This is a genomic window from Sphingomonas sp. IC-56, assembly GCF_021043375.1.
In the GTDB taxonomy this organism is placed as follows: Bacteria; Pseudomonadota; Alphaproteobacteria; order Sphingomonadales; family Sphingomonadaceae; genus Sphingomonas.
In genome coordinates this window covers 68216-93738 of sequence record NZ_JAJNDV010000007.1, presented here as the reverse complement: position 1 = coordinate 93738, position 25523 = coordinate 68216, and the positions used below count along the sequence as shown (strand labels likewise).

The 25523-nt window shown below is 67.4% G+C and carries 21 protein-coding genes; 12 read left to right on the top strand and 9 right to left on the bottom strand.

All coding sequences use genetic code 11. The annotated features are described in order from the left end of the window. Positions 1-104: 104 nt before the first annotated feature. Complete coding sequence (locus tag LQ953_RS11130) at positions 105-1100, bottom strand: ligase-associated DNA damage response exonuclease (protein WP_231030973.1); 996 nt, start codon at positions 1098-1100, stop codon at positions 105-107. Positions 1101-1196: 96 nt separating this feature from the next. Here LQ953_RS11130 and LQ953_RS11125 point away from each other — a divergent pair, with 96 nt between their 5' ends. The 4 genes from LQ953_RS11125 (at position 1197) to LQ953_RS11110 (ending at position 6591) form a co-directional block, all read left to right on the top strand. Further along, positions 1197-1388, top strand: a complete 192-nt coding sequence (locus tag LQ953_RS11125; RefSeq protein ID WP_231030972.1) for a hypothetical protein — start codon at positions 1197-1199, stop codon at positions 1386-1388. Between the two features lie 73 nt (positions 1389-1461). Beyond that, positions 1462-3852 (top strand): ligase-associated DNA damage response DEXH box helicase, encoded by a 2391-nt coding sequence (locus LQ953_RS11120; protein ID WP_269141462.1) that lies wholly within the window; start codon positions 1462-1464, stop codon positions 3850-3852. A 51-nt stretch (positions 3853-3903) separates the two neighbouring features. Next, complete coding sequence (locus tag LQ953_RS11115) at positions 3904-4842, top strand: aspartyl protease family protein (RefSeq protein WP_231030971.1); 939 nt, start codon at positions 3904-3906, stop codon at positions 4840-4842. A 315-nt stretch (positions 4843-5157) separates the two neighbouring features. Then, the gene (locus LQ953_RS11110) at positions 5158-6591 is read left to right on the top strand and encodes a mannitol dehydrogenase family protein (protein ID WP_231030970.1); all 1434 of its coding nucleotides are present in this window, start codon (positions 5158-5160) and stop codon (positions 6589-6591) included. A 13-nt stretch (positions 6592-6604) separates the two neighbouring features. On the opposite strand, the gene LQ953_RS11105 is transcribed toward LQ953_RS11110, so the two are convergent. The 4 genes from LQ953_RS11105 to LQ953_RS11090 form a co-directional block, all read right to left on the bottom strand. Then, entirely contained in the window at positions 6605-7702 is a 1098-nt protein-coding gene (locus LQ953_RS11105) for an ATP phosphoribosyltransferase regulatory subunit (RefSeq protein WP_231030969.1), read from the bottom strand. A 20-nt stretch (positions 7703-7722) separates the two neighbouring features. Beyond that, positions 7723-9300 (bottom strand): phosphoglycerate dehydrogenase, encoded by a 1578-nt coding sequence (gene serA / locus LQ953_RS11100; RefSeq protein WP_231030968.1) that lies wholly within the window; start codon positions 9298-9300, stop codon positions 7723-7725. A 138-nt stretch (positions 9301-9438) separates the two neighbouring features. Continuing rightward, positions 9439-10593: a phosphoserine transaminase gene (locus tag LQ953_RS11095; protein ID WP_231030967.1), complete on the bottom strand. Its 1155-nt coding sequence runs from the start codon at positions 10591-10593 to the stop codon at positions 9439-9441. Between the two features lie 85 nt (positions 10594-10678). Then, entirely contained in the window at positions 10679-11569 is an 891-nt protein-coding gene (locus LQ953_RS11090) for an alpha/beta hydrolase (protein ID WP_231030966.1), read from the bottom strand. A gap of 116 nt (positions 11570-11685) precedes the next feature. Between LQ953_RS11090 and LQ953_RS11085 the strand changes: the two genes are divergently transcribed. Both LQ953_RS11085 and LQ953_RS11080 read left to right on the top strand, forming a co-directional pair. Then, positions 11686-12366 carry an extensin-like domain-containing protein gene (locus tag LQ953_RS11085; RefSeq protein WP_231030965.1) on the top strand — a complete coding sequence of 227 codons (681 nt, stop codon included), beginning with the start codon at positions 11686-11688 and terminating at the stop codon, positions 12364-12366. A 45-nt stretch (positions 12367-12411) separates the two neighbouring features. After that, positions 12412-13284: an LOG family protein gene (locus tag LQ953_RS11080; RefSeq protein ID WP_231030964.1), complete on the top strand. Its 873-nt coding sequence runs from the start codon at positions 12412-12414 to the stop codon at positions 13282-13284. A gap of 220 nt (positions 13285-13504) precedes the next feature. Here the strand turns inward: LQ953_RS11080 and LQ953_RS11075 are convergent, their stop codons facing one another. After that, complete coding sequence (locus LQ953_RS11075; protein WP_231030963.1) at positions 13505-14200, bottom strand: c-type cytochrome; 696 nt, start codon at positions 14198-14200, stop codon at positions 13505-13507. A 101-nt stretch (positions 14201-14301) separates the two neighbouring features. On the opposite strand from LQ953_RS11075, the gene LQ953_RS11070 reads away from it, so the two are divergent. Next, positions 14302-15192: a prephenate dehydratase gene (locus LQ953_RS11070; protein WP_231030962.1), complete on the top strand. Its 891-nt coding sequence runs from the start codon at positions 14302-14304 to the stop codon at positions 15190-15192. Between the two features lie 36 nt (positions 15193-15228). Here LQ953_RS11070 and nudC read toward each other — a convergent pair whose 3' ends face one another. From nudC to LQ953_RS11055, 3 genes are read right to left on the bottom strand one after another with little or no spacing between them, the layout of a single operon-like run. Beyond that, positions 15229-16104, bottom strand: coding sequence for an NAD(+) diphosphatase (gene nudC, locus LQ953_RS11065; RefSeq protein ID WP_231030961.1), 876 nt, complete (start codon positions 16102-16104; stop codon positions 15229-15231). Further along, positions 16101-17399: a serine hydrolase domain-containing protein gene (locus tag LQ953_RS11060; protein WP_231030960.1), complete on the bottom strand. Its 1299-nt coding sequence runs from the start codon at positions 17397-17399 to the stop codon at positions 16101-16103. Before LQ953_RS11060 ends, nudC begins: the two co-directional genes overlap by 4 nt. Further along, positions 17387-18415, bottom strand: coding sequence for an A/G-specific adenine glycosylase (locus tag LQ953_RS11055; RefSeq protein WP_231030959.1), 1029 nt, complete (start codon positions 18413-18415; stop codon positions 17387-17389). Before LQ953_RS11055 ends, LQ953_RS11060 begins: the two co-directional genes overlap by 13 nt. Before the next feature lie 1137 nt (positions 18416-19552). On the opposite strand from LQ953_RS11055, the gene LQ953_RS11050 reads away from it, so the two are divergent. From LQ953_RS11050 to smc, 5 genes are all read left to right on the top strand, one after another. Continuing rightward, positions 19553-19900 carry an endonuclease domain-containing protein gene (locus tag LQ953_RS11050; protein ID WP_231030958.1) on the top strand — a complete coding sequence of 116 codons (348 nt, stop codon included), beginning with the start codon at positions 19553-19555 and terminating at the stop codon, positions 19898-19900. Between the two features lie 80 nt (positions 19901-19980). After that, positions 19981-20514: a DUF721 domain-containing protein gene (locus LQ953_RS11045; RefSeq protein ID WP_231030957.1), complete on the top strand. Its 534-nt coding sequence runs from the start codon at positions 19981-19983 to the stop codon at positions 20512-20514. Next, on the top strand, positions 20514-21233 hold the full coding sequence (locus LQ953_RS11040) for a DsbA family protein (protein WP_231030956.1): 720 nt from the start codon (positions 20514-20516) through the stop codon (positions 21231-21233). Before LQ953_RS11045 ends, LQ953_RS11040 begins: the two co-directional genes overlap by 1 nt. Positions 21234-21261: 28 nt before the next feature. Continuing rightward, complete coding sequence (locus tag LQ953_RS11035; protein WP_231030955.1) at positions 21262-22005, top strand: thioredoxin domain-containing protein; 744 nt, start codon at positions 21262-21264, stop codon at positions 22003-22005. Between the two features lie 27 nt (positions 22006-22032). Beyond that, complete coding sequence (gene smc, locus LQ953_RS11030; RefSeq protein ID WP_231030954.1) at positions 22033-25437, top strand: chromosome segregation protein SMC; 3405 nt, start codon at positions 22033-22035, stop codon at positions 25435-25437. Positions 25438-25523: the final 86 nt, after the last annotated feature.

Below are 25523 nucleotides of genomic sequence, written 5' to 3'. Positions count from 1 at the left end.
TCAACAGGGCGCCAAGGCTTTTCAAAGAGCATCCGCAGGTATGCGGCGGCGCGCCAGTCAAGCGGCCGAAATTCTACATCCCAAGCTGTTGGAAGGGTGGCGCTTCAGTCGTCTTCATCTTCGAAGCCGACGAGGTCGAGCGCCCGGGCCTTGATCTGGCGCATCCGGCACCAGTGGACCAGCGCATCCTCGCGGCCATGCGTCACCCACACTTCGCGCGGCGCGATCTCCTGGATCGTCTGGGTCAGTTCGTCCCAATCGGCGTGGTCGGACAGGATCAGCGGCAGTTCGATGTTCCGCTGGCGTGCGCGCTGCCGCACTCGCATCCAGCCTGACGCCATTGCCGTGATCGGATCGGGCAGCCGTCTGGACCAGCGGTCGTTCAGCGTGCCCGGCGGCGCCAGGATGATGCGGCCCTGAAGCTCCGCCTTGGTGGCTCCAGTAGCAGGGCGGAGGTCGCCCAGATCCACGCCATGTTCGACATACAGGTCACACAGCCGCTGAAGTGCGCCGTGAATGTAGATGGGATCGTCGAACCCCATCACGCGCAGTTCGCGAATCACCCGCTGCGCCTTGCCCAGCGCATAGGCCCCCACCAGGATGCAGCGGGTGGGTTCGGCCCTGAGCGCCGCGAGCAGCTTGTCCATCTCGTCATGCGTTTCAGGATGCCGGAACACAGGCAGGCCAAACGTCGCCTCGGTGATGAAGATATCGCACGGCACCGGCTGGAAAGGCTCGCAGGTCGGGTCCTCGCGGCGCTTGTAATCGCCCGAAACCACTACCCGCTCGCCGGCATGTTCGAGCACGATCTGCGAAGAGCCGAGCACATGGCCGGCAGGCACGAAGCTGATATCCACATCACCCATGCGGATCACGTCGCCATAATCGCACGCTCGGCCATTCTGCGCGCCATAGCGGCAGTCCATGATCGCCAGCGTACCGGGCGTAGCCCATACCTGACCATGGCCGCCGCGGGCGTGGTCGGCATGGCCATGCGTGACCAGTGCACGTTCCACCGGCTGCGAGGGATCGACCCATGCATCCGCTGCGGGGATGTAGATGCCCGTGGGATGCGGTTCGATCCAACTGCCTAATGCCATGCAAGATATATGGTTCTGCGGCGCTGGGGTTCCAATTGGATCGAATACGGCCCCGGCTTCGTTGGGGAGATGAACCGAAGCCGGAAAGGTACACCCATGGACCTGTCTAACATCCAAGGCGTGATGGTAATCGTTGGCCCCATCCTGCTCGCCATCGCGATCGCCTGGGCGATGCTGCACAATCGCGGCTCCCGCCGCGACATCGCCCACACCGAAGCAGCGACGCGCGACCTGTACGATCAGCAGGACCGCGAGGACAAGGCACGCCAGAACGGCGGCGTCGCCTGACACGCTTGCCTATGTCGCGGGATCGCGCCACCGCTGACGCGTGAGCGATCCCATCGGCGCACTTCCCGAACCCCTGGCGGGCTGGTTTGCCGCGCGTGGCTGGGCGCCGCGCCGGCACCAACTGGAAATGGCCGCGGCCGCGCGCGCGGATCGGCATGCGTTGCTGGTCGCGCCGACCGGGGCGGGCAAGACGTTAGCCGGGTTCCTGCCGACTTTGATCGACCTAGTAGAGCGTCCCGTAGAGGGGCTGCACACGCTCTATATTTCGCCGCTCAAGGCGCTTGCCGTCGACGTTCAGCGTAACCTGTTGAACCCGATCGAAGAAATGAAGCTGCCGATCCGGGTGGAAACGCGGAGCGGCGACACGCCGCACGACCGCAAGATGCGGCAACGGGCGCGGCCCCCGCAGATCCTGCTGACCACGCCTGAATCGCTCAGCCTGCTGCTGTCCTACGAAGACAGCCTCACCATGTTTTCCGACCTGAAAACGGTGGTGATCGACGAGGTTCATGCCTTTGCCACCGGCAAGCGTGGCGACCTGCTGGCGCTAGCGATGGCGCGGCTGCAACGGCTCGCCCCGGGACTGCGGCGCGTGGCGCTATCCGCGACGGTGCGCGATCCCGACGGTTATCGCGCCTGGTTGGCGCCGCACGGCGATATCGACAGCGTGACGCTGGTGCAGGGCGACAAGGGCGCCGATCCCAACATCGCCATCCTGCTGCCCGAGGGGCGGGTGCCCTGGGCCGGGCATTCGGGCATCTATGCCATCCCGCAGGTGATGGCGGAGATCGAGACGCACAGGACGACCATCGTCTTCTGCAACACGCGCGGGCTGGCCGAGCTGGTGTTCCAGCAGCTTTGGAAGGTCAACGAGCTCAAGCTGCCGATCGGCGTGCACCATGGCAGTTTGAGCCTGGAGGCGCGGCGCAAGGCTGAACAGGCAATGGCGGACGGCCAATTGCGCGCGCTGGTGGCGACGGCCAGCCTAGACCTCGGCGTGGACTGGGGCGATGTCGATTGCGTGATCCAGATGGGGGCGCCCAAGGGATCGTCGCGGCTGCTGCAACGGATCGGGCGGGCCAATCACCGGCTGGACGAGCCGTCCGAGGCGGTGCTGATCCCGGGCAACCGCTTCGAGTATCTGGAGGCGCGCGCGGCGCTCGACGCAGTCGAGGAAGGCGACCTCGATGTTGACACCTTCCGCTCCGGATCGCTCGACGTGCTGGCCCAGCATGTCATGGGCTGCGCGTGCGCGGCGCCGTTTTCCGGGCCCGAGATGCTGGAGGAGGTGCGCGCCGCCCTCCCCTATTCCGCGCTGGACGGCGAGATCTTCGACCGAGTGCTGAACTTCATCGCCGATGGCGGCTATTCGCTAAAGGCCTATGACCGGTTCAAGCGGCTGACCCGCGGGCAGGACGGCATGTGGCGGGTCACGAAGCCCGGTTTTATTGCGCAGCATCGGCTGAATGCTGGCATCATCGTCGAGGCTCCCATGCTGGAAGTGCGCTTCAAAAACGGGCGGCGGCTGGGCAAGGTGGAGGAAGCGTTCGGCACGCAGCTGGCGCCGGGCGACACCTTTTTCTTTGCCGGTCTTGCGCTGGAGGTCGAGCGCGTCGAGCTGACCGACCTGATCGTCCGCGCCACGTCCAAGCAGGCGCGGTTCGTGTCGTATATGGGGGCACGGCTCGCGATCACCTCCACGCTCGCCGATCGGGTCAGGGCCTTCCTGCACGATCAGAGCCAATGGGCGCGCTTTCCGGACGATGTGCGCGAGTGGCTGGAGGTGCAGTTGCACCGATCGGTGTTGCCTGCACCGGGGCAGTTGCTGGTGGAGACCTTCCCGCATGAAGGGCGGCACCACATGGTCGCCTATAGCTTCGAGGGGTGGAACGCGCACCAGTCGCTCGGCATGCTGCTCACCCGGCGGATGGAGGCGATGGGACTGAAGCCCCTGGGCTTCGTCGCCAATGATTATGCGCTGGCAGTGTATGGGCTGGAGAAGATCACCGATCCGGCGGCTTTGTTCTCACCCGACATTCTGGAGCACGAGTTCGTCGACTGGGTGCAGCAATCGGCGCTGCTCAAGCGGGCATTTCGCGAGGTGGCGATCATCGGCGGGTTGGTCGAGCGGCAGGTGCCGGGCAAGAAGAAGAGCGGGCGTCAGGTCACCTTTTCCACCGACCTGATCTACGACGTGCTGCGCAAATATGAGCCCGACCATCTGTTGCTACGAGCGGCATGGGAGGATGCCCGGGCGCGGATGACCGACGTGGGACGGCTCGCTCGGCTGCTGGACGGCGCGGCTGAGCAGATGCTGCATGTCGACCTGGAGCGGGTGAGCCCGATGGCTGTGCCGGTGCTGATCATGATCGGTCGCGAAAAAGTGGTGCAGGGATCGGGCGAGGACGCCTTGTGGGCTGAGGCAGAGGCGGCGATCGCGGCGGAGGCGATGCGGGTCGACTGAGCCTCAGCTGCGCGGATTGTTGCGCAGCATCGACAGGCGTAGGCTTCATGCATGAAGCGAGTCGGGCGGTTCCTTCTGATCGGCTGCCTGGCCTGTGCCGCTCCCGGCGCTGGGCAGGAGCTGGCGATTGCGGAACCGTCCCCGGAAGCGATGCTTCTGGCGCTGGAACAGGCCGATGCGCGGCTGACCGTGCCTGTGGCGATCGGCAGCAGGGGGCCGTACAAGTTCATCATCGACACGGGGGCCGAGCGGTCGGTGGTCTCGCGCGAACTGGCGCAGGTGCTGCGGCTGGCGCCGGGCAAGCCCGTATCGCTGACGTCAATGACCGGGACCGGCCGTGTGGAGACTGTCATCGTGCCCGATCTGGCGATCCGCACGATCGGCAAGCCGCACCGCGTAGTCGCCCCCGCGCTGTTCGCGCGCCATCTGGGCGCGGCCGGATTGCTGGGTATCGACACGCTGAAGGACCATCAGGTCTCGATCGATTTCGAAAAGCTCGAAATGGCAGTGCAGCCGAGCAGCAAGCGGAACAAGCGGGCCCGGCGGTCCCCGGACGAGATCGTGGTGACCGCCAAGAGCCTGTTCGGGCAGTTGATCGTGACCGATGCCTTTTACGGATCGACGCGCATCCGCGTGGTGCTGGATACCGGATCGGCGGTGACCATGGGCAACAGCGCCCTGCGCAAGCGGATCGGCCGGCGGGCGGCGCAAGCCGAGCCGGTGGAGCTGACCAGTGTGACCGGCGAGACCACGGTGGCGGCCTATACCACCATTCCCGACGTCACCGTGGGGCGGGTGCAGTTTGGCGAACTGCCGGTTGCCTTTGCCGATGTGGAGCCGTTTCGTCGCTTTGGCTTGTCCGAGCATCCGGCGCTGCTGCTCGGTATGGACGCGCTGCGCAGTTTCCGGCGGGTGGATATCGACTTTCCCAACCGGCAGGTGCGGTTCCTGATGCCCAAGGATGCTGCCTCGAGGGGCTGGCCGCGTTAGACGTGCTGGTTGGAAGAAGGTGGGTTCGCGCAGAGGCGCAGAGAGCGCAAAGGGGTTGGCCCGGCTTCGCCAGTAGCCCTTCCTTTGATCCCGCGATGTTTGAGGCGCGCTGTCGCGCGGACCATCTCCTCTGCGTCCTCTGCGCCTCTGCGCGAACAATGCTTTCTCCCACTGTCATCCCGGCCTTGAGCCGGGATCCCGCTTCTTCTTCTGCCTGCTAGGATCTAGCGGGACCCCGGCTCAAGGCCGGGGTGACGTAGAGAAGGAAACCGCCCCCCACATTGACACAGGTGTCGCCCCCTGATTGCTTGCGGCATGGCAATCCTGACCCGCTCGGCGCTTTCCGCCCTTCCCCACGCAATTCATAGGCCCGGGCATGATCCGGCGGGGATCACCACCGGGATCGTCCATTTCGGGCCTGGGGCATTCCACCGGGCGCACCAGGCGCACTATGTCGACCGGGTGCTTGACGCCGATCCGCGCTGGGGCATTGCTGCGGTTTCGCTGCGCAGCGGAAGCACCACGGATGCACTCAAGCGGCAGGACGGACTCTACACGCTGGCAGTGATCGATCGCGAGCCGAGCATGCGCGTGGTGGCGGCGCATTCGGAGGCGATCGGGCCGGGCGAAGGCGCGCGGCTGCGTGCGTTGTTGGCGAAACCGCAGGTGCGGATCGCGACGAGCACGGTGACCGAGAAAGGCTATTGCCTCGGTGGCGATGGAACGCTGGACTTCGCGCATCCCGACATTGTCCATGATCTGAACGCGCCCGCCGAGCCCGCGAGCGTGATTGGTTGGATCGTGGCGGGGCTGCGCGAGCGGCGTGCAGCGGGCTTAGCGCCGTTCGCGATGCTGTGCTGCGACAACATGACCGGCAACGGTGCGAAGCTGCGCGCGGCGTGCGCGGCGCTGGCGCGGGAACATGACCCTGACTTGGCCCAATGGATCGAGGCAGAGGTGGCGTTTCCAGATTCGATGGTGGATTCGATCACCCCGGCAAGCGACGCGGCGTTCCTCGCCAGAGTGGAGGGCGCGCTGGGCGTGGCAGACCTGGCGGCGGTGCAGCGCGAGCGCTTTACGCAGTGGGTGCTACAGCGTTTCGACATGGCCGATGCGCCGGATCTGGGCTCCGCAGGCGTGACGCTGACCGCAGACGTGCGCGGCTATGAGCAGGCGAAGTTGCGGGTCCTGAACGGGGCGCATTCGAGCCTGGCCTATATCGGACTGGCGCTGGGGCACGAGACGGTGTTCGAGGCGGTGTCCGATGCGGCGCTGGGCGGGTTCGTCGCGCGGTTGATGCATCAGGACATCGCCGGGTCGCTGAAGCCGGTCGAGGGGCTGGATGTGGCGGGCTATGCCGATGCGGTGCTGGAGCGGTTTCGCAATCCGGCGATTCGGCACCTGTTGGCGCAGATCGCTTGGGATGGGTCGCAGAAGCTGCCCTACCGCCTGCTGGATACGGTGGCGGACGCGCTCGACGCTGGGCGGAGCGTGCAGCGGCTGGCGGTGCCCGTGGCGGCGTGGATGGCGTTCGCGCGGCGCATGGGACTGGCGGGCGAGCCGATTACCGACCCGTTGAAGGATGTGCTGGTGCGGGCGGCGACCGGGCCGGAGCCTGTCGCGGCCTTGTTGGGCGTGCGGCAGGTGTTCCCGGCGCGGCTGGCGGAGGATGCACGGTTCCGCGAGGCGGTGGCGGGCGCGTGTGCGGCGTTCGAGCGGGGTGACGTCGGCGCCTTGCTGGCTCGCTGAGCCGCGCCCCTGATCAGAGCGCGGCGGGTTCGCCGTCCCGCAGGACATGGCTGCACAACTGCGCCTGCGGCGTGTCGCCGGGCTCCAGCGCGGCCACCGTCACCCAGCCCTGCGCGCGCAGGGCCGCACCGATTTCAGGCGCGGTACCGACGGGCAGGAACAGGCGGGTGCGCTCCGCCGTGCCGAGGCCAGCATTGAGGACGGGGTCGGCGTAGAGCGAGAAGCCCACGGCGGGCTCTTCGCGGCCGTCGCCGTGAACGACGCTGTAGGTGCCGCCTCGGCCGATCTCGCTGCGCAGCCCTTGAGCGAAGAGCGAAAACCCGAGCCAGCTCTGATACTCGAAGCCGTGGCGCTCGGTGGGGTCGAGGGTCAGCGCGACCTGGCCGCGCAGCGACGCGGCGATTGCCGTCAAGCCTTCGAGGCGGCTGGCGAGCGCGTTGCCCGCGTCGATGCTGCGCAGCTTGGCGATTGCCGTGTCGAACGGGCCCGCAGCCTCGATCAGCGGCAGATAACGGCGGTCGATCGCGGCGACGCCGGCGGCATCCTTGGCATCCAGGCGGTCGCGCAGGGTTTCCAGGGTGCCTGCATCGAGCTTACCGGCGGCGAGCGTGTCGACCAGGTCCGGCAAGGTGAAGTCGAGGGCGAGACCGGTGAGGCCGGCCGCGTGCAATGCCTCGATCGCGACCTGGACGATCTCCGTCGCGGCGGCGACCGAGTCGAGGCCGATCAGTTCGCAGCCGATCTGGCGCATGGCACGCTGGGGATCGAGTTCGGAGCCGCTAAGGCGCAGCACCTGGCCGGCATAGCAGAGCCGCACCGGGCGCGGGTGGTGACCCATGCGGGTGGCGGCGATGCGGCCGACCTGCGCGGTAAGGTCGGGGCGGATCGCCAGCGTACGCTGCGACACCGGATCGATGAAGCGCACCGCGTCGCGGACGCCGCCGGCTTTCAGGCGGGTCGCCAGTTCGTCGGCGAATTCAGCGAGCGGCGGATCGACCTGTTCATAGCCGTAGAGGCGCGCATGGCCGAGCACGCGCGCCTCCAGGCGGGCCGCGGCGTCCGCGGCGGGTGGCAGTCGATCGTGAAATCCTTCGGGCAGCAATCCGGTCATGACGCTGCCCGCTAACGGATTCAGAAGTTGAGCGCCATGGCGGTCTTCACGCCAGGCAGCGCGCGGACCTTGGCGATCAGGTCGGGGCTGACCTGTTCATCGACCGACAGCAGCAGCACGGCTTCACCGCCCGCCTGGCGACGGCCGAGGTGGAAGGTGCCGATGTTGACGCCTGCTTCGCCCAGCGTGGTGCCCAGACGGCCGATGAAGCCGGGCGCGTCCTCATTGACGATGTAGAGCATCGGGCCGGCCAGATCGGCCTCGACCTTGATGCCGAACAGTTCGACGAGGCGGGGGGCCTGGTTGCCGAACAGCGTGCCTGCAACCGAGCGGTCGCCGGTCTGGGTGCCGACGGTGACGCGGACGAGGGTGTGATAGTCGCCCTCGCGGTCATGGCGCACTTCGCGCACGTCGAGCCCGCGCTCCTTGGCGAGGAACGGCGCGTTGACCATGTTCACCGTGTCGGAATGGACGCGCATCAGCCCGGCGAGGACGGCGCCGGTGATCGGTTTCTGGTTGAGTTCGGCGGCAGCGCCTTCGACTTCGATGGCGATGTTCGACAGCTCGCCATGCGAGAGCTGGCCGACCAGGCTGCCGAGCTTTTCGGCGAGCGCCATGTAAGGCTTGAGGCGCGGGGCTTCCTCGGCCGAGAGGCTGGGCATGTTGAGCGCGTTGGTGACGCCGCCCGAGACGAGGTAATCGGCCATCTGCTCGGCGACCTGGATCGCGACATTGACCTGCGCTTCGCTGGTCGATGCGCCGAGGTGGGGCGTCGAAATGAAGTTCGGCGTCCCGAACAGCGGCGACTCCTTGGCGGGCTCGGTCACGAACACGTCGAGCGCGGCGCCGCCGGCATGGCCCGAATCGAGGCATTCCTTGAGCGCGGCTTCGTCGATCAGCCCGCCGCGGGCGCAGTTGATGATGCGCACGCCCTTCTTGGTCTTGGCGAGATTCTCGCGGCTGAGGATGTTGCGCGTCTGGTCGGTCAGCGGCGTGTGCAGCGTGATGAAATCGGCGCGCAGCAACAGATCGTCGAGGCTCATCTTCTCGACGCCCATTTCGATCGCGCGCTCAGGCGTCAGGAAGGGATCATAGGCGATCACCTTCATCTTGAGGCCCAGCGCACGGTCGGCAACGATCGAGCCGATATTGCCCGCGCCGATCAGGCCAAGCGTCTTGCCGGTGACCTCGACGCCCATGAAGCGGTTCTTTTCCCACTTGCCGGCTTGGGTGGACTTGTCCGCCTCGGGCAGGTCGCGGGCGAGCGCGAACATGAGAGCGATGGCGTGCTCCGCGGTTGTGATCGAGTTGCCGAACGGCGTGTTCATCACCACCACGCCCTTGGCCGAGGCGGCGGGGATGTCGACATTGTCGACGCCGATGCCGGCGCGGCCGACGACCTTGAGGTTGGTCGCGTGCTCGAGGATCTCCTTGGTGACCTTGGTCGAGCTGCGGATGGCGAGACCGTCATACTGGCCGATGATAGCCTTCAGCTCGTCTGGGGTCTTGCCGGTGATCTCGTCGACCTCGACGCCGCGCTCGCGGAAGATCTGCGCGGCCTTGGGATCCATTTTGTCGCTGATAAGGACTTTTGGCATGGTGTTTCTACCTTCTGCTCCCTCTCCCGCGTGCGGGAGAGGGTCGGGGTGAGGGTGTCTATTTCGTGCTGTGCTGCTCGGGGGGGAGGGACTCACCCTCACCCAACCCTCTCCCGCAGGCGGGAGAGGGCTTTTAGGTCAGCCGGCCTTTGCCTGGGCGTAGGCCCAGTCGAGCCAGGGGCCGAGCGCTTCGATATCGGCGGTGTCGACGGTGGCGCCGCACCAGATGCGCAGGCCTGCCGGCGCGTCGCGGTAGCCGGCGACGTCGTAGGCCGCATCTTCCTTTTCGAGCAGCGATGCAAACTTCTTGATGAAGTCGGCGTCGGCGCCCTCGACGGTGAGGCAGACGCTGGTGGTCGAGCGGATCGCGTCGTCCTGCGCCAGGTTTCCGAGCCAGTCACGCTCCGCGACGATCTTCTGAAGCGCGGCGGCGTTGGCGTCCGAGCGGGCGATCAGTCCCTTCGGCCCGAGGCTCTTGGCCCATTCCAGCGACCAGATCGCGTCTTCAACGGCGAGCATCGACGGGGTGTTGATCGTCTCGCCCTTGAACACGCCCTCAGCGAGCTTGCCCTTGGAGACGAGGCGGAAGACCTTGGGGAGCGGCCAGGCGGGGGTGTAGCTTTCGAGACGTTCGACGGCACGGGGGCCGAGGATCAGCACGCCATGGCCGCCCTCGCCGCCCAGCACCTTCTGCCAGGAGAAGGTGGCGACGTCGATCTTGTCCCAGGGCAGGTCGTAGGCGAACACCGCGCTGGTCGCGTCGGCGAAGCTTAGGCCTTCGCGATCGTCGGGAATCCAGTCGCCATTCGGCACGCGCACGCCGCTGGTGGTGCCGTTCCAGGTGAACAGTACGTCGTTCGACCAGTCGACCTGGGTCAAGTCAGGGATCTGGCCGTAGTCGGCGCGCAGGATCGTGGGGTCGAGCTTCAGCTGCTTGGCGGCATCGGTGACCCAACCTTCACCGAAGCTTTCCCAAGCGAGTGTAGTGACGGGGCGGGCGCCCAGCATCGTCCACATCGCCATTTCGAAGGCGCCGGTGTCGGAGCCGGGGACGATACCGATGCGGTGGGTGTCGGGGAGCTGCAGCAACTCGCGCATCAGGTCGATGCAATATTGCAGGCGGGTCTTGCCAAGCTTCGAGCGATGCGAACGGCCGAGCACGTCGGTCGCGAGCTTGGCGGCATCCCAGCCTGGAGGCTTGGCGCAGGGTCCGGAGGAAAAATAGGGGCGCGCCGGCTTGGTGACGGGCTTTGCGGACGCAGTTGTGGCGTCGGTAACGGCAGTATCAGTCATGTAGTCTCTCCTTGCAGAGAGCACGCGCGGCGTTGGGACCGCGTGGCCCGTCGACGGCCCTAGCGGCGACGGGCGGAATGTCAATCTAACGCTTGGACGGCGGCGCGGGCCGCCAGGTGGTGAGCAGGCCGCGGTCGGTCATCCAGTCGGTGATCCGCGCGGGCCAATTGCGCAGGCTGGTCAGCGGCGTCGTCTCGCCCATGTTGTAGGCATGACCGCCGGCGGCGTAGAGGTGCAGCTCGGCCGAGGCGCCCGCGGCACGATAGGCGGTGAGCAGGTCGATGGGCGGCTGCGAACAGCATTCGTCATCACTGGCTGCGGTCAGCAGCAGCGGCGGCGAGGCGGCGGTGATCTTTTCCTCGACATGGAGCGGTCCGGGGAAGACCAGCACGCCGAAATCGGGCCGTGCCGAGAGCCGGTCGACGGCGTCGCCCTTGCCCGGTGCGGCCACCGGCTCGCCCAGAAGGGTGGCGCGGGCGAGTTCGCCGCCTGCCGAAAAGCCGATCACGCCGATTCGCTTCGGATCGAGCTTCCACTCTGCGGCGCGGGAGCGGATCGTGCGCACCGCTCGCTCGGCATCCTGACGCGCATGCTCGAAGCGATAGGGGGAGTCCTTGCCCCGGAAGAGGCGGTAGCGCAGCACGAAGGCGGACACGCCGCGTTCGTTGAACCAGCGTGCGACATGGTCCCCCTCCGTCGTGATCACCAGGAATTCATGCGCGCCGCCCGGCATGATCACCACCGACGCACCCGTCTCCCGCCCGGCGCGGGCCGGGTAATAGGTGATGCTGGGATCATTGACCGGCTTCAGCCAGTAATCCTGCGCCTGTTCGGGGATGGACTTGCGGCTCTCGAAGCCGGGTGCACCATTCGCCCACAGGGCGATCCGCTGCGGCGCGGCGGGTGGGTCCTGCGCAAGCGCGGGGGATGCCATAAGGACGAGCACCCAGGCGAGTGCGGCGATCAGCTTGGTCATGGCACCTCTCCGGCACGGGCGCTGTACGATGCGGCGCCCTGTTGGAACGATGAGGTAACGCTACCATCCCGCAAGTCAAACAGGCACGGTTCACCAACGCGTGTTATCAGGGCGGCATGCGTCTGGTCAGATGGTTTGCCGTGTTCGCCCCGCTTCTGCTCGCCGGCTGCGTGTTCGGCGATGGGGACAAGGAACCCAGGCGGATGCCTGCCGCGCGGCCGCGCGGATCGCCGCCGATCACGCTCAATCGCCCCACTCCGCGCGAGACGCAGCAATGCTTCACCGACCTGTCGCGCGAGGCAGTGCGGTTCAGCCCCCTGCCCGACCGCGACTTCGGCGGCGGGTGCCAGGTGCTGGGCGCGGTGCAGTTGCTGGACGTTGGCGTGCCCATCACCAATATCAAATCGATGCGCTGCCCGCTGGCGCGCAGCTTCATCGGCTGGATTCGATTCGCGGTGGCGCCCGCCGCCAAGCAGATCCTGGGCAGCGAACTGGTGCGGGTGGAAAGCATGGGCACCTATGTCTGTCGGGCGATCGTCGGGTCGAGCGCGAGCAACCGGCTGTCCGAGCATGGCCTGGGCAATGCCGTCGACATTGGCGGGTTCGTGCTGGCCGACGGGCGCAAGGTCCGCGTGCTGGGCGGGTGGAAGTCGGACGATGAGCAGGTGCGCGAATTCTTTGAGGTGATCCACCGGTCGGCGTGTAAGCGGTTCAAGACGGTGCTCAGCCCCGATTACAACGCCGCGCATCGCGACCATCTGCACCTGGACATGGGGCGCGGGCCGTTCTGCGCCTGATCTGGATGTTTGCAGCGCGCGCGCGATGGTCGTAAGTCGGCGTAAATGAACGATACACGCGTACCGAGCCGGGTTTTTCCGACCGCGCAGCAAGAAGCCGAAACCGCCAACACCGGCAGCGGCACCCCCCAGACCGAGCATCCCGCATACCGGCTTGCGTTTCAGGACATGGACTTCCTGTTGCGCGAGGACCTGCGGCCCGTGCGTTTCCAGCTGGAGCTGTTGAAGCCGCAGCTGATCCTGGACGCGGCGAACATCGCATCGACCTTCGTCATGTATGGATCAGCGCGTATCCCCGAGCCGAGCAAGGCACAGGGGCTGCTGGAACTGGCCGACACGCCGCAGCAGAAGAAGATTGCCGAGCGGCTGATCGCCAAGTCCAAATATTATGACGTCGCGCGCGAGCTGGCCCAGATCGTCAGCAACTTTCCGCTCGATGAAGCGGGCAAGCGGCACTTCGTGGTGTGTTCGGGCGGTGGTCCCTCGATCATGGAAGCGGCGAATCGCGGTGCGCAGGATGTCGGTGCCGAATCGGTGGGGCTGAACATCGTGCTGCCGCACGAGCAGGCGCCCAACCCCTATGTCACGCCGGGGCTGAGCATGCAGTTCCACTACTTCGCGCTGCGGAAAATGCACTTCCTGCTGCATGCGCGCGCGGTGGCGGTGTTTCCGGGCGGCTTCGGCACGTTCGACGAAAGCTTCGAGCTGCTGACGCTGATCCAAACCGGCAAGATCGCGCCGATGCCGGTGCTGTTTTATGGCAAGGAGTTCTGGCAGCGCGTCGTGAACTTCGAGGCGTTGTGCGAGGAAGGCGTGATCGGCCCGCGCGACCTGAACCTGTTCCACTTCGTCGAAACGGCGGAGGAAGGCTGGGAGATCGTGCAGGACTTCTGGCGGAACAAGCAGGCCGAGGGCTGAGCGGCGGCGCCTTGCCAACGCTGAGTTGGTCGGGCTTCGTCCCAACGAGCGGAACCTGGTTCCCCGGCGAAGGCCGGGGCCCAGCTGCCGCAGGATCGAGAGGATAGACCGCGCTCGCGAGAATTTCGAAACTAGGCCCCGGCCTTCGCCGGGGAACTGTTTAGAAAAGCTGGGTCAGCGGCGCCCCCCTCCCCCGCCCATGCGAGGGAGGAACGACTGCTTAGTGGTTGCTCTTGGGCAGGCCGGCCTTTTCCTCGGCCTGAATCTGGTTCTGCTTGCTCTGCTCGGGCGTGCCCTGGCCAGGCGTCGCCTGATTCGAGATCTCGGCAGGATCGGCGCCCTCGGCCACGTTCTCTTGTGCGGCGTTATCGGCCGGAGCCTCGCCAGCGGCAGGCGCAGCCGGGAGCGGCAGGTTGGAGCCCTGGCTGTTCAGGTAGGCGATGACGTTGGCACGGTCCTGCGGATTGGCGAGACCAGCATAGGTCATCTTGGTGCCAGGCGCATATTTGCGCGGTGAGGTCAGCCACGCGTCGAGCGCGTCAAAGGTCCAGTTGCCGGGCACAGCCTTCAGCGCGTCCGAATAGGCGAAGCCGGGAACATGGCCATGCGCCTTGCCGACGGCGGCGTAGAGATTCGGGCCGATCCCCGACGCACCACCCTGATTGATCGTGTGGCAGGCCGTGCACTGCTTGAACACGTCGGCGCCCTTGGCCGGATCGGCCTTGGCAAGACGCACGGCGATCGGCTCGACCGCGGCGGCGCCACCCTCTCCGGCTTCCTCGACGCCTTCGATTGCATAACCCATCCGCTCCGGCCGTTCGGAGTGGAAGGCCATGCCACTGACGATGGTAAGGCCAAGTGCGGCAATTCCGCCGGCCAGAGTCCAACCTGCAATCGTATTGAACCGATCGTCCATCGCATGCCCCTGAGACTATTCGGATTGCCTTTTAAACAGCGTTCCGCGTACCGCAAGCGCGGGTTGCCGTAAGTCGTCACGCTCGCTAGCCGCAACGCACGATGGAAAACTTCGCTGCCCCTGCCCGCCCGATTGTCGCGGCGATGTCGCAACAGGCTGCCGCAGCGCCCGGACGCGCCGTCGCGTTCCAGGGCGCGCCGGGCGCCAATTCGCACATCGCGGTGCTCGAAGCCTTTCCTCAAGCCCTGCCGCTGCCGTGCTTTTCATTCGAGGATGCGATCGACGCGGTGCGCGAGGGGCGTGCCGATCGGGCGATGATCCCGATTGAGAACTCGCTGCATGGGCGAGTGGCGGACATCCACTTCTTGCTGCCCGAATCGGAGCTAACCATTGTCGGCGAGCATTTCTTGCCGATCCGCTATGGCCTGATGAGCACGGGCAGCATCGCGGATGTGCGGCAGGCGATGAGCCACCCGCAGGCACTGGGACAGTGCCGGCATTGGCTGAAGGAACATGGCATCGCGCCCGTTTCGTACCCCGACACGGCCGGAGCCGCGGCAGTGGTGGCCGAGATGCAGGATGCGAGCGTCGCGGCATTGGCGCCGCCTGGGGCTGCCGCGCTTTATGGCCTGCAGTTACTCGCCACCGATCTGGCGGATGCGGATCACAACATGACGCGGTTCGTGGTGCTGGCGCGCGAGGCTGTGGCGCTGGAAGCCGCAGGGGCGTGCATGACGACGTTTGTGTTCGAAGTGAAGAACGTGCCGGCTGCGCTGTACAAGGCGTTGGGGGGATTTGCGACCAACGGGGTGAACATGACCAAGCTGGAGAGCTACCAGCGGGGTGGGAGCTTTGCGGCTACCGAGTTCTATTGCGACGTGGTGGGACGGCCTGGGGAGGCGCATCTGGATCGGGCTTTGGAGGAACTGACGTTCCATTCGAAATGGGTGCGGGTGCTGGGGAGCTATCCGCAGGCGCGGGATCGTGTCTAACCTCTTGTAGACGCGGAAAACGATACCCGCCGGGAACTAGGTTTTGCTTTCCGCCCAATGACTTAGCAGTGTATTGGCGATGGCGTAGGGCGGAGGCGCGAGGAAGGGCGCGGCGGGGTCGCGGGAGAGGGCCTGGCGGACTTCTTCGCGGGTGAACCAGCGGGCGTCCTCGAGTTCGTGGACGTCCATGGTGATAGCGTCGTCCGTAGCTTGGCCCAAGCAGGCGATCATCAGCGAGGATGGGAACGGCCAGGGCTGGCTGGCGACGTAGCGCACGTCGCGGACCGAAACGCCTGCTTCTTCAAGCACTTCGCGGGCCACGGCTTCCTCGATCGATTCGCCGACTTCGAGGAAACCGGCGAGTGCGGAATAGCGGCCGGGAGGCCAGCTGGGCTGGCGGCCGAGCAGCGCGCGACCTTCATGTTCGGCGATCATGATGACGACGGGGTCGACGCGCGGGAAATGTTCGGCGGCGCAATTGGGGCATTTGCGGCCCCAGCCTGCGCGGAAAATCGCACTTATTTCACCGCAAACCGCACAAAAACCGTGCCGCGCATGCCAATCGACCAGACTGCGCGCGGCGGCGTAGAGCGCGGCATCCTCGGCATGGAAGCTGTCCAGAATCGCGTTCAGCGCAGGCGAGCGGCCGCCGGGCAGCCGCTGTCCGTGCGGCGGGGCCAGCGCGAAGAGGGGCACACCATCGGGATCGCAGCCCAGGAAGATGCGCTCGCCAGTGGCCGAAGCGAGATCGGTCCAGCGCAGCCGCCCCTCCCCGTCCAGCTCCGGATCGAGGCCGTTCAGCACGAGCAGGCGGGCGCGCGGATCGGCCTGCGCCGCGGCGAGCATCTCGAAATCGTGGCGGATGCGGTCGGCACGGTCTAGCGTGCCGCCGGTGAAACCGGGTGCGATCACTGGCGCAGATCGGCGTAAATCGCGCGCGTGGCTTCGCTTTTCAGCGGAGTCTGGCCGAACAGATTGATCATCACGGTGGCGCGGACGCGGTTTGTCGGGTCCACCCAGCCGAGCGTTCCGGCGGCACCGGCCCAGCCATAGGTCCCCTTGCCGGGCCCGCCGGGCTGATCGGCGAGCGACACCGAGCCGCCGGCGCCAAAGCCCATGTCCGCGCCGTCGAACATCGCGCGCAGCACGCTGCGGTCGGTACCGGCGGGCAACAGGTCGGACATGGCGAGGCGCACCGTCTCGGGCTTCAAGATGCGCGCGCCGCCCAGCGTGCCGCCGTTCAGCAGCATGTGGAGGAAGCGGTCATAGTCGCGCGCCGACATGACGAGACCCGCGCCGCCATAGGGAAAGCTGGGCGGCTGAAGCCAGGCGGAGGTCGCGCCGGGATCGAGCGGCACGCGGCTGTCGCCCACTTGCGCATAGTTGGTGGCGAACAGGCGCGCCTTGTCGGCGGGAACGGTCCAGTAGCTGGCGGTCATGCCGAGCGGCTGGAAGATGCGGGTTTGCACGAAGCTGTCGAACGGCATGCCGCTCGCCACTTCGATCACGCGGCCCAGCACGTCGAGGCCGATCGAATAGCTCCAGGTGGCGCCGGGCTCGGCGATCAGCGGGAGCGTGGCGACACGGTTGGCGAACTCCTCCAGGCTCTTTGGCCGGACGGCGCGCATGCCGGGCTCCATCGCGGCGCTGACCGCGGCGGGATTGATGCCCAGGCGGTTATATTCGTCGAGCAACGGCCCCTTGGTGATGATGTTGTAGCCCAGGCCGGCGGTGTGGGTGAGCAGGTTGCGCACGGTGATCTGGCGCGTGGCCGGGCGGCTGGTCAGGTCCTTGGTGGGGTCGACCAACACCTTCATGGTCTTGAAGGCGGGAATGAAGTCGCTGATCGGCTGGTCAAGGCCGAGCTTGCCCTGTTCGACCAGGATCATCGCGGCGATTCCGGTGATCGGCTTGGTCATCGAATAAACGCGCCACAGGCTGTCGGCATCGGCAGCGGGCGCAGTGGCCGCGTTGGCGATGCGGCCGGCGGTGGCGATCCGGGGGGCGGCATCGCCCTGCCCCACGGCGATGACGATGCCGGGCACGCGATTCTCGGCGACCCAGCGCTTCGCCAGCGCGTCGGTGGCGGGCAAGGCCGTGCGGGTCGCAGGTGCAGGCTGGGGCTGCGGCTGGCGCAGCGCCTGGCCCCAGGCGGGCGTGGTGAGCGCGAGTGCGCCCGTGACAGTCAACCCGATCAGCTTGCGCATCGCATACTCCCGAACCTGTTTGCCGCCTTGGCAAAGACAGTGGGCAGCCCGGCGGATGCGAGATCCGCGACCGGCCACCATTCGCCTTCCAAAACCTCATGCGGGCCGATGGTTGCCGCGGCAAGCGCGACCTGAAGATCGAAATGGGTGAAGCCGTGCGCGACGGTATCGTCGTGCAGGCGCCAATCGGCGGCGGCGGGCGCGCCTTGCAGGCCGGGCGCGTCGGACTCCCACGGGCCGGTGGGCAGCGCGCGCATGCCGCCGAGCAGCCCCTTGTCCGGGCGGCGGACGAGCAGGACATGGCCGTCGCGCTCGGCCCAGAACATGGTGCCGTAGCGCTGGGGCTTGGGGGCTTTCTTTGCCTTGTGGGGGAAGAGCTCGGGTGTGCCGGTGCGGAAGCCTGCGCACTGGTCGCGGAAGGGGCAGAGCAGGCAACGCGGTGCGCGCGCAGTGCAGATGGTGCTGCCGAGGTCCATCATCGCCTGGGCGAAATCACCGGCACGGGTGTCCGGGGTGATGGCGTCGGTATGGGCGCGGATCTGAGGGCGCGAGGCGGGCAGCGGGGTTTGAATCGCGAACAGGCGCGACACCACCCGCTCGACATTGGCGTCGACCACCACCGCGCGGCGGCCAAAGGCGATCGCGGCGATGGCGGCGGCGGTATAAGCGCCGATGCCCGGCAGCGCGCGCAGTCCCTCCTCGGTATCGGGCATGGCGCCGAGCCGGGTTACCTCACGGGCGCAGGCGAGCAGATTGCGGGCGCGGGCGTAATAGCCCAGGCCCGCCCAGGCGGTCATGACATCGGCATCGTCGGCGGCGGCAAAGGCCTCGAACGTCGGCCAGCGGGTGGTGAACTTCTCGAAATACGGGATCACGGTTGCGACTTGCGTCTGCTGGAGCATGATCTCCGACAGCCAGACGCGGTAGGGATCGGTGGCGTTGCTGCCGGGCGGCGCGCGCCAGGGGAGCGCGCGGGCGTGGGCGTCGTACCAGTCGAGGAGGGGGCGGCATATCACTGTGGGGTCCGGTGGTGGGGTGTTGATCTCATAAACTCATCGCCGAGCATGTGTGGAAAGCGGACGTTCGGCCCTCAATTCCGCCTTCGCGCGTAACCAGTCTTTCGTACGACGCCGCACGTCAACTAATTGGCCACTGTGGCGTGTTAACCACACGAGCGAGTGATCGAACAGACTGAGAACGAATCTGGCTTGACGGTTTTTAGGAAACTGTCAGAATCGAAGCGTAGCGCAGTTGACTGCACAGGGCGAACTGCCGTGGACCCCGCCGAGCAAGACAGTTGTTTCTAGAGAAGTCGGCGGGGTCCACGGCAGTTCGCCCTGTAGCCTTCTCCGAGATTTTTTCACGACAGTATTGTGGAAGTTGCGCTTCCGGCTGCTTGACAGTTTGGCTTTCATTTTGCCCGACCTCCTCAAGAGTTATTTGGTCGCCGGAGTATTCTGCGCCCTAGGAATCAGTCCACCGGGCTGAATTACCAGCCCTCAATACTACCATATAGCGGCCCGAAAATCCAAGTATAACGTACGTATACGGTGGGTAAGCTAATGGAATCTGACATGAAGAACATTCTAATCGTAGGGATGCTTATATTGTTGATCTGGTTTGGTGCCACAATCGTCCGGCTGGAGAACCAGCGGTATGCAGCCAGCCCAGCCATGTGCGACCAGTACAAAGACGCGTCCCTACATCTTCGTGATGCCTGCCTCGACAGTAAGCAGACCCGCACAAGTTGGACCTACAACTTGCTCTACGGCCTGAGGGCCCTTTAGCACCCCTGAATGGCGTTCAGCCTACGGTCCCGCACATGGTTCCCAGCGGGAATGACCCGCGAGGAGAATCCCACTGAACCCCCACCCGGCTTCGCTGCGCTTGCCACCCTCTCCCGCAGGCGGGAGAGGGTAGAGGGGACGCCGGTGGCGCGTCAGTCGATCGTCTGCTCTCCGCGTCGCTTTTGCCAATTGCGAAACGTCGCGGTTTCAAGTGAGCTGCCGTTGCAAAGCAATGCGGGGGCTGCTCTCTTCAATCCTCCCCCGGAGGGGGAGGGGGACCAGCCGCAGGCTGGTGGAGGGGTAGCTTGCCGCATGCTGCACGGGCCGAAGCGCACCCAAAGGCTAGCAAGGCATCAGCGCAGGAAGATGCTTCTGCCCGAGGTGCTGCTCTGGCAAGCGCTGCGCAAGAACGGCACGGGCCTCCGGTTCCGGCATCAGCATCCTGCCGGACCGTACATTCTCGACTTCTTCTGCCCGCGCTTCAAACTGGCGGTTGAGGTCGACGGCGAGGCGCATGGACGCGGCGACCGGCCGGAGCGTGATGCGGAGCGGGACGCGTGGCTTGAGGCGCAAGGCGTGCGGGTTCTGCGCATTCCAGCGGGCGAGATACTGTCGAACCTGGAAGCGGTCTTGCGCCACATCATCGACACCGCGCGCGGAGACTACCCCTCCACCGGCTTCGCCGGTCCCCCTCCCCCTCCGGGGGAGGAATGAGGAAATGTCCGATCCGTCGCCCTGGCGTTTGCGCGAGGAGCGTTGTCGGGCTGGGGCCCCTATGGCATGAGTGCGCCGCAATGACGAAGACCCCCCGTGCCACTACGCGCCAGCCCAAGATGGAGCCCAAGCGATCGAATCGCGTGCGGCCCGTTTCCGAGCTGTTGCCCGAGGTGGGCGGCGCGGCGTTTCGCAAGTTCGGCTTTGTGCAGCATGCCGTGGTCAGCCGCTGGGGCGAGATCGTCGGCGAGCGCTATGCGCGGGTGTCGATCCCCGAATCGATCCGCTTTCCCCAGGGCAAGCGCGCCGAGGGCGTGCTGAGCCTGGTGGTGTCGGGCGCGCATGCCCCGATGATGCAGCATATCGGCCCGGAGATCATCGAGCGGGTGAACCGGTTCTTCGGGTATCACGCGGTGGCGCGGCTTTCCATCAAGCATGGCGCGGTGCGCAAGACCGAGAAGGCGGCGCCGCCGCCGAGCCTGAAGCCGCTTTCCGAGGCGATGGGCGAGAGCCTGCGCGGGATCGTCGATCCCGAGTTGAAGGCAGTGCTCGAAGCGCTGGCGGCGGGCGTGGTGGCCAATGGCGATAAGCCGAAGCTGGGCAGGATCGATTGATGCGGATGATGGCGGTTCTGGGCGCGGCGGTGCTGGCGCTGGGTGTGGGCGGCTCGGGCGTGGCGGAGCCGCAGCGCAAGCCGGCGACGGCGGCGAAGAACTGGGTGAACATGGTCGTGCGCACGCCCGAGGGCGGGTATCGCCAGGGCAATCCGAACGCGCCGGTCAAGCTGGTGGAATATGGCTCGCGCACCTGCCCCACCTGCGGCCGGTTCGCCACCGAGGGCATGGCCCCGCTGCGCAGCGAGTTCATCGCCAGCGGCAAGGTGAGCTATGAATATCGCGACTTCCTGATCCATGGCGCGCCCGATCTGGCGCTGGCGCTGGTCAACCAGTGCGTGCCGGCGCAGCGCTTCTTTCCGGTGCTCGACGCGATCTATGCCGGGCAGAGCGGCTTTGCCGAGCGGCTGGAGGCGTTCCTGAAAAAGTCGCCGCAGGTCGCGGAAGGCTATCAGAAGCTGGAGCCGCCGCAGATGGCGACGCGCTTTGCCGAAGTGATGGGCGTGATCCCGTTCATGAAGGCGCAGGGGCTGAGCGAGGCGCAGGCGCGCAAGTGCCTGGGCAGCCCTGCGCTCGTCAAAAGCATCGCCAAGACCCATGCCGACGCGATCAACCTGCACAATGTGCAGGGCACGCCCGGTTTCTTCGTCAACGGGCGTGCGGTGCGCGCCTACACCTGGGACCGGCTGCAGCCCGAACTGCGCGCCGCCGGCGCCTGACCTTTACCCCCCGTGGAGATTTGAACCGATGCGTGCAGCCCTTGCCCTGATCCCCCTTGCGATGCTTGCCGGTTGCGGCGGCGGCGATAGCGGCAACAGCGCCACCCCGGTGACGTCGAGCACGCCGGTCGCGCAGGTGGCTCCGCCGGCCGGCAAGACCTGGGCCGAAGTGGTCTCGAAGACGCCCGAGAACGGCTATCGTCAGGGCAACCCGAACGCGCCGATCAAGCTGGTCGAATATGGATCGCGGACCTGCCCGACCTGTGGCCGGTTCGGGACCGAAGCGGCCGAGCCGCTGCGCGCCAACTATATCTCGACCGGCAAGGTCAGCTACGAGTTCCGCGACTTCCCGCTCCACGGCGCGCCCGATCTGGCGCTGTCGATGTTGAACCAGTGCGCGGGCACCGACGCGTTCTTCCCGATGCTCGACCAGATCTTCGCCAACCAGGCGGCGTTCTTCGAGAAGCAGGAAAAGCTGCCGCCAGCGGTGGTGGAGCAGCTGGGCACGCTGAGCCCGCCCCAGGCCGCCGCGGTGATCGCCGACCATATGGGCATGATCGACTTCGCCAAGCAGCGCGGCATCCCCGAAGCCAAGGCGCGCCAGTGCCTGGCCGACCAGACCGTCATCAAGCAGATCGCCGACGTGATGGCGGATGCGTCCAACAATCGCGGCGTGCAGGGAACGCCCACCTTCTTCATCAACGACGAGAAGATCGACGCCGCGGTCTGGTCCCAGGTCGAGACCGCACTCAAGGCCGCCGGCGCGCGGTAACGCGCCAGGCCGCGGGGGGCGGCGGGCATGCAGATCAAGCGGCTGCGGCTGACGGGCTTCAAGAGCTTCGTGGACCCAGCCGATCTGCGCATCGAGCCGGGGCTGACGGGGATCGTCGGCCCCAATGGCTGCGGCAAGTCGAACCTGCTCGAAGCGCTGCGCTGGGCGATGGGCGAGAACAGCGCCAAATCCTTGCGCGGCGGCGGCATGGAAGACGTGATCTTCGCGGGCACGCAGGCGCGCCCGTCCCGCAACTTCGCCGAAGTGTCGATCCTGGCCGAACAGGATGACGACGAAGAACTGGAAGTCGTCCGCCGGATCGAGCGGGGGACGGGTTCGGCCTATCGCATCAACGGGCGCGACGTGCGCGCCAAGGACGTGGCGCTGCTGTTCGCCGATGCCGCGACGGGGGCGCACTCCCCTGCCCTGGTGAGCCAGGGGCGGATCAGCGCGGTGATCGCCGCCAAGCCCGCCGAGCGCCGGGCGATGCTGGAGGAAGCTGCCGGGATCGCCGGGCTGCATGTGCGGCGGCGCGATGCGGAGGCCAAGCTGCGCGCGACCGAGGCGAACCTGGTACGACTGGACGAAGTGATCGGCGACCAGGAAGCGCTCGCGGCCTCGCTCAAGCGCCAGGCGCGGCAGGCGGAGCGGTATCGCGAACTGTCCGAGCGGATCCGTACCGCCGAGGCGCGGATGATCTTCGCGCGCTGGCGCGATGCGGCGGCGGCGGCGGACGCGGCCAAGAAGGATGCCGCGGCGGCCGAGGCGATGGTGGCGCAGCGCAGTGCGGCGCATGACGCGGCGGCGGCGGAGCAGCAGGCGGCGGCGGAGACGCTGGCGGGCGTGCGCGCCGATGCGCTGAGCCTGCGCGACCAGGCGAGCGAGGCGATGCACCGGCTGGCGGCGCTGCGCAGCGAACGCGCGGGCGTGGAGCGGCGGATCGCCGAGCTGGGCGATGCGAGCCGCCGGCTGGAAGAGGATCGCGGGCGCGAAGGGGCGCTGGCGCATGATGCCGCCGAGGCGCTGGCGCGGCTCAACGACGAGATGAAGGCGCTGGAGGCGCGGATTGCCGAGGCGGGCGCGCGGATGCCACTGCTCGATGCGGCGCTGGCCGATGCCGAGCGGACGGCGCGCGATGCCGAGGTGGCGCTGGCCCAGGCACTGGCGGCGCAGGCGAGCGAAGCGGCGGAGGCGCGGGTGGCCGAGGCTGCGCTGGCGGCGGCGCGGACGCGGGTGGAGCGCACGGCGCGGGATCGGGCGCGGATCGACGCGGAGGCTGCGGCGCTGCCAGCAGCCGGACCGTTGCAGGCGGAAAAACAGCGGGCGCAGGAAGCACGGGCGGCGGCGGTCGCGGAGGCGGACTCGGCGCGGGCCGGACTGGCGGAGGCCGAGGCGAGCGAGCGCGTGGCGATCGGCGGGCGGGACCGGGCGCAGTCCGCGCGGGCGGCGGCGCATGCCGAACTGGCTCAGTTGGACAGCGAGGCGGCGGCGCTTCGCAAATCGACTGCGCCAAGCGGCAAGGACCGGCTGCTCGACCGGGTGCGGGTGGATGCGGGCTATGAGCGCGCGCTGGCGGCAGCTTTAGGGGACGATCTGGAGGCGGGGCTGGATACCGGCGCCGAGCGGTTCTGGGCGGGCGCGCAGGTGCGGGCCGACGATCCGTCGGCGCCGGCGGGGACGGTGCCGCTGGCCGGGCATGTCGAGGCTCCGGCGGCGCTGGCACGCCGGCTGGCGCAGGTGCTGGTTGCCGCGGAGGATGATGGCCAGGCGCTGGCCGTGGGACAGCGGCTGGTGACGCTCAGCGGGAGCCTGCGGCGCTGGGACGGCTATCGTGCGAAGTCGGGCGGAGCCGCGGCGGCGGAGCGGCTGGAGCGCGTCAACCGATTGGGGGCGATCGAACGGGCGCGGCCGGCGGCGGCGGCGGCAGTGGATGCCGCTACGGCCGAGCTTGCCGGGGTCGACGCGGCGATCGCGCAGGCGAGGCAGGCCGCGCAGGGCCATCGCCGTACGTTGGAGCGGGCCGAGACTTTAGCGCGCGAAGCAGCGCGCGCGGAGGACCGGGCGAGCGCGCAGATCGAGCGGCTGGATGCGCAGCGCGCGGACCTTCAGGCGCGGACGGGCCGCATCGCCGGCGAGCAGGAGGAGGCGGCGGGCGAGCTTGGCCGTGCCGAGGCGGCAAAGGCGGCGCTGCCGGACGGATCGGAGACGCGGGCGAAGGTGGCGGCGCTGTCGCGCGACGCGGAGCTGCGCAGAACCGCGGTCGCGGGAGCGCGGGCGGAGCGCGGCACGCTGGAACGCGAGATCGGCCAGGCGCGTGAGCGGCTGGCGGCGGCGGGCGCCGAAGCCAAGAGCTGGAAGTCGCGCGCAGGCGATGCGGCGCGGCGCGCGTCCGAAATGGACAAGCGCGCGGCGGCGCTGGCCGAGGAGAGCGCCACGCTGGCTGGGCGGCCGGCGGCGCTGGCGGCATCGGTGACCGAGGCCGAGCGGGAGAGCGACGCGTTGCGCGCGCAGTCGGCGGCCGCGCAGGCGGCGGAGCGCGAGGCCGAAGCGGGGCTGCGCGCGACCGAGGGGGCGGTGCGCATCGCCAACGAGGCGCTGGCCGAAGCGCGCGAAACCCGGGCGGGCGCACTGGCGCGGGCGGAGAGCCAGGAGATGCGCCGGGTAGAGATGGGACGGCTCTCGGGCGAGCGCTTCGAATGCCCGCCCCCGCTGCTGCCCCAGCGCGCCGGGTTCGAGAGCGCCAGCGTGAAGACGCCCCAGGACGAGTCGAGCGCGCATGAACGGCTGGTCGCCGACCGCGAGCGGATCGGGCCGGTGAACCTGGTCGCCGAAGCGGAACTTGCCGAACTGGAAGCGGCGTTCTCGACCAATGCGAAGGAGCGCGACGAGCTTACCCAGGCCGTCAATCGCCTGCGGGGATCGATCGGCACGCTGAACCGCGAAGGGCGGCAGCGGCTGCTGGCGGCGTTCGAGGCGGTGGACGGACATTTCCGGCGGTTGTTCACCACGCTGTTCAACGGCGGACAGGCGCATCTGCAGATGATCGATTCGGACGATCCGCTGGAGGCGGGGCTGGAAATCCTGGCACAGCCGCCGGGCAAGCGGCTCCAGTCGCTCACCTTGCTGTCGGGGGGTGAGCAGGCGCTGACGGCGGTGGCGCTGATTTTTGCGCTGTTCCTGACCAAGCCGGCGCCGATCTGCGTGCTCGACGAAGTCGACGCGCCGCTGGACGATGCCAATGTCGACCGGTTTTGCGGGCTGCTGGAGCGGATGAGCGAGGAGACGCGGACCCGCTACCTGATCGTCACCCACAATGCCGCGACGATGAGCCGGATGCACCGGTTGTTCGGGGTGACGATGGTGGAGCGCGGCGTGAGCCGGTTGGTGTCGGTGGATCTGGGTGGGGCGGAGAAGTTGCTGGCGGCGGAGTGATGTCCCCGCTCCACACTGCGAGCATTCCGGGAGGTGACGTCAGGTTGCTCCACAGCGCGAACAACGGCAGCAGCTTGAGCCCGAGA

What these genes read in the sequence shown, in the direction of transcription:
- LQ953_RS11050 (WP_231030958.1), top strand. Translation starts at nt 19,553, where the DNA reads ATGCTTCTGCCCGAGGTGCTGCTCTGGCAAGCGCTGCGCAAGAACGGC.
- serA (WP_231030968.1), bottom strand. Translation starts at nt 9,300, where the DNA reads ATGCCAAAAGTCCTTATCAGCGACAAAATGGATCCCAAGGCCGCGCAG.
- LQ953_RS11070 (WP_231030962.1), top strand. Translation starts at nt 14,302, where the DNA reads ATGGAAAACTTCGCTGCCCCTGCCCGCCCGATTGTCGCGGCGATGTCG.
- LQ953_RS11085 (WP_231030965.1), top strand. Translation starts at nt 11,686, where the DNA reads ATGCGTCTGGTCAGATGGTTTGCCGTGTTCGCCCCGCTTCTGCTCGCC.
- LQ953_RS11110 (WP_231030970.1), top strand. Translation starts at nt 5,158, where the DNA reads ATGGCAATCCTGACCCGCTCGGCGCTTTCCGCCCTTCCCCACGCAATT.
- LQ953_RS11095 (WP_231030967.1), bottom strand. Translation starts at nt 10,593, where the DNA reads ATGACTGATACTGCCGTTACCGACGCCACAACTGCGTCCGCAAAGCCC.
- LQ953_RS11130 (WP_231030973.1), bottom strand. Translation starts at nt 1,100, where the DNA reads ATGGCATTAGGCAGTTGGATCGAACCGCATCCCACGGGCATCTACATC.
- LQ953_RS11060 (WP_231030960.1), bottom strand. Translation starts at nt 17,399, where the DNA reads ATGCGCAAGCTGATCGGGTTGACTGTCACGGGCGCACTCGCGCTCACC.
- LQ953_RS11045 (WP_231030957.1), top strand. Translation starts at nt 19,981, where the DNA reads ATGACGAAGACCCCCCGTGCCACTACGCGCCAGCCCAAGATGGAGCCC.
- LQ953_RS11125 (WP_231030972.1), top strand. Translation starts at nt 1,197, where the DNA reads ATGGACCTGTCTAACATCCAAGGCGTGATGGTAATCGTTGGCCCCATC.
- LQ953_RS11075 (WP_231030963.1), bottom strand. Translation starts at nt 14,200, where the DNA reads ATGGACGATCGGTTCAATACGATTGCAGGTTGGACTCTGGCCGGCGGA.
- LQ953_RS11035 (WP_231030955.1), top strand. Translation starts at nt 21,262, where the DNA reads ATGCGTGCAGCCCTTGCCCTGATCCCCCTTGCGATGCTTGCCGGTTGC.
- smc (WP_231030954.1), top strand. Translation starts at nt 22,033, where the DNA reads ATGCAGATCAAGCGGCTGCGGCTGACGGGCTTCAAGAGCTTCGTGGAC.
- LQ953_RS11105 (WP_231030969.1), bottom strand. Translation starts at nt 7,702, where the DNA reads ATGACCGGATTGCTGCCCGAAGGATTTCACGATCGACTGCCACCCGCC.
- LQ953_RS11090 (WP_231030966.1), bottom strand. Translation starts at nt 11,569, where the DNA reads ATGACCAAGCTGATCGCCGCACTCGCCTGGGTGCTCGTCCTTATGGCA.
- LQ953_RS11040 (WP_231030956.1), top strand. Translation starts at nt 20,514, where the DNA reads ATGCGGATGATGGCGGTTCTGGGCGCGGCGGTGCTGGCGCTGGGTGTG.
- LQ953_RS11080 (WP_231030964.1), top strand. Translation starts at nt 12,412, where the DNA reads ATGAACGATACACGCGTACCGAGCCGGGTTTTTCCGACCGCGCAGCAA.
- LQ953_RS11115 (WP_231030971.1), top strand. Translation starts at nt 3,904, where the DNA reads ATGAAGCGAGTCGGGCGGTTCCTTCTGATCGGCTGCCTGGCCTGTGCC.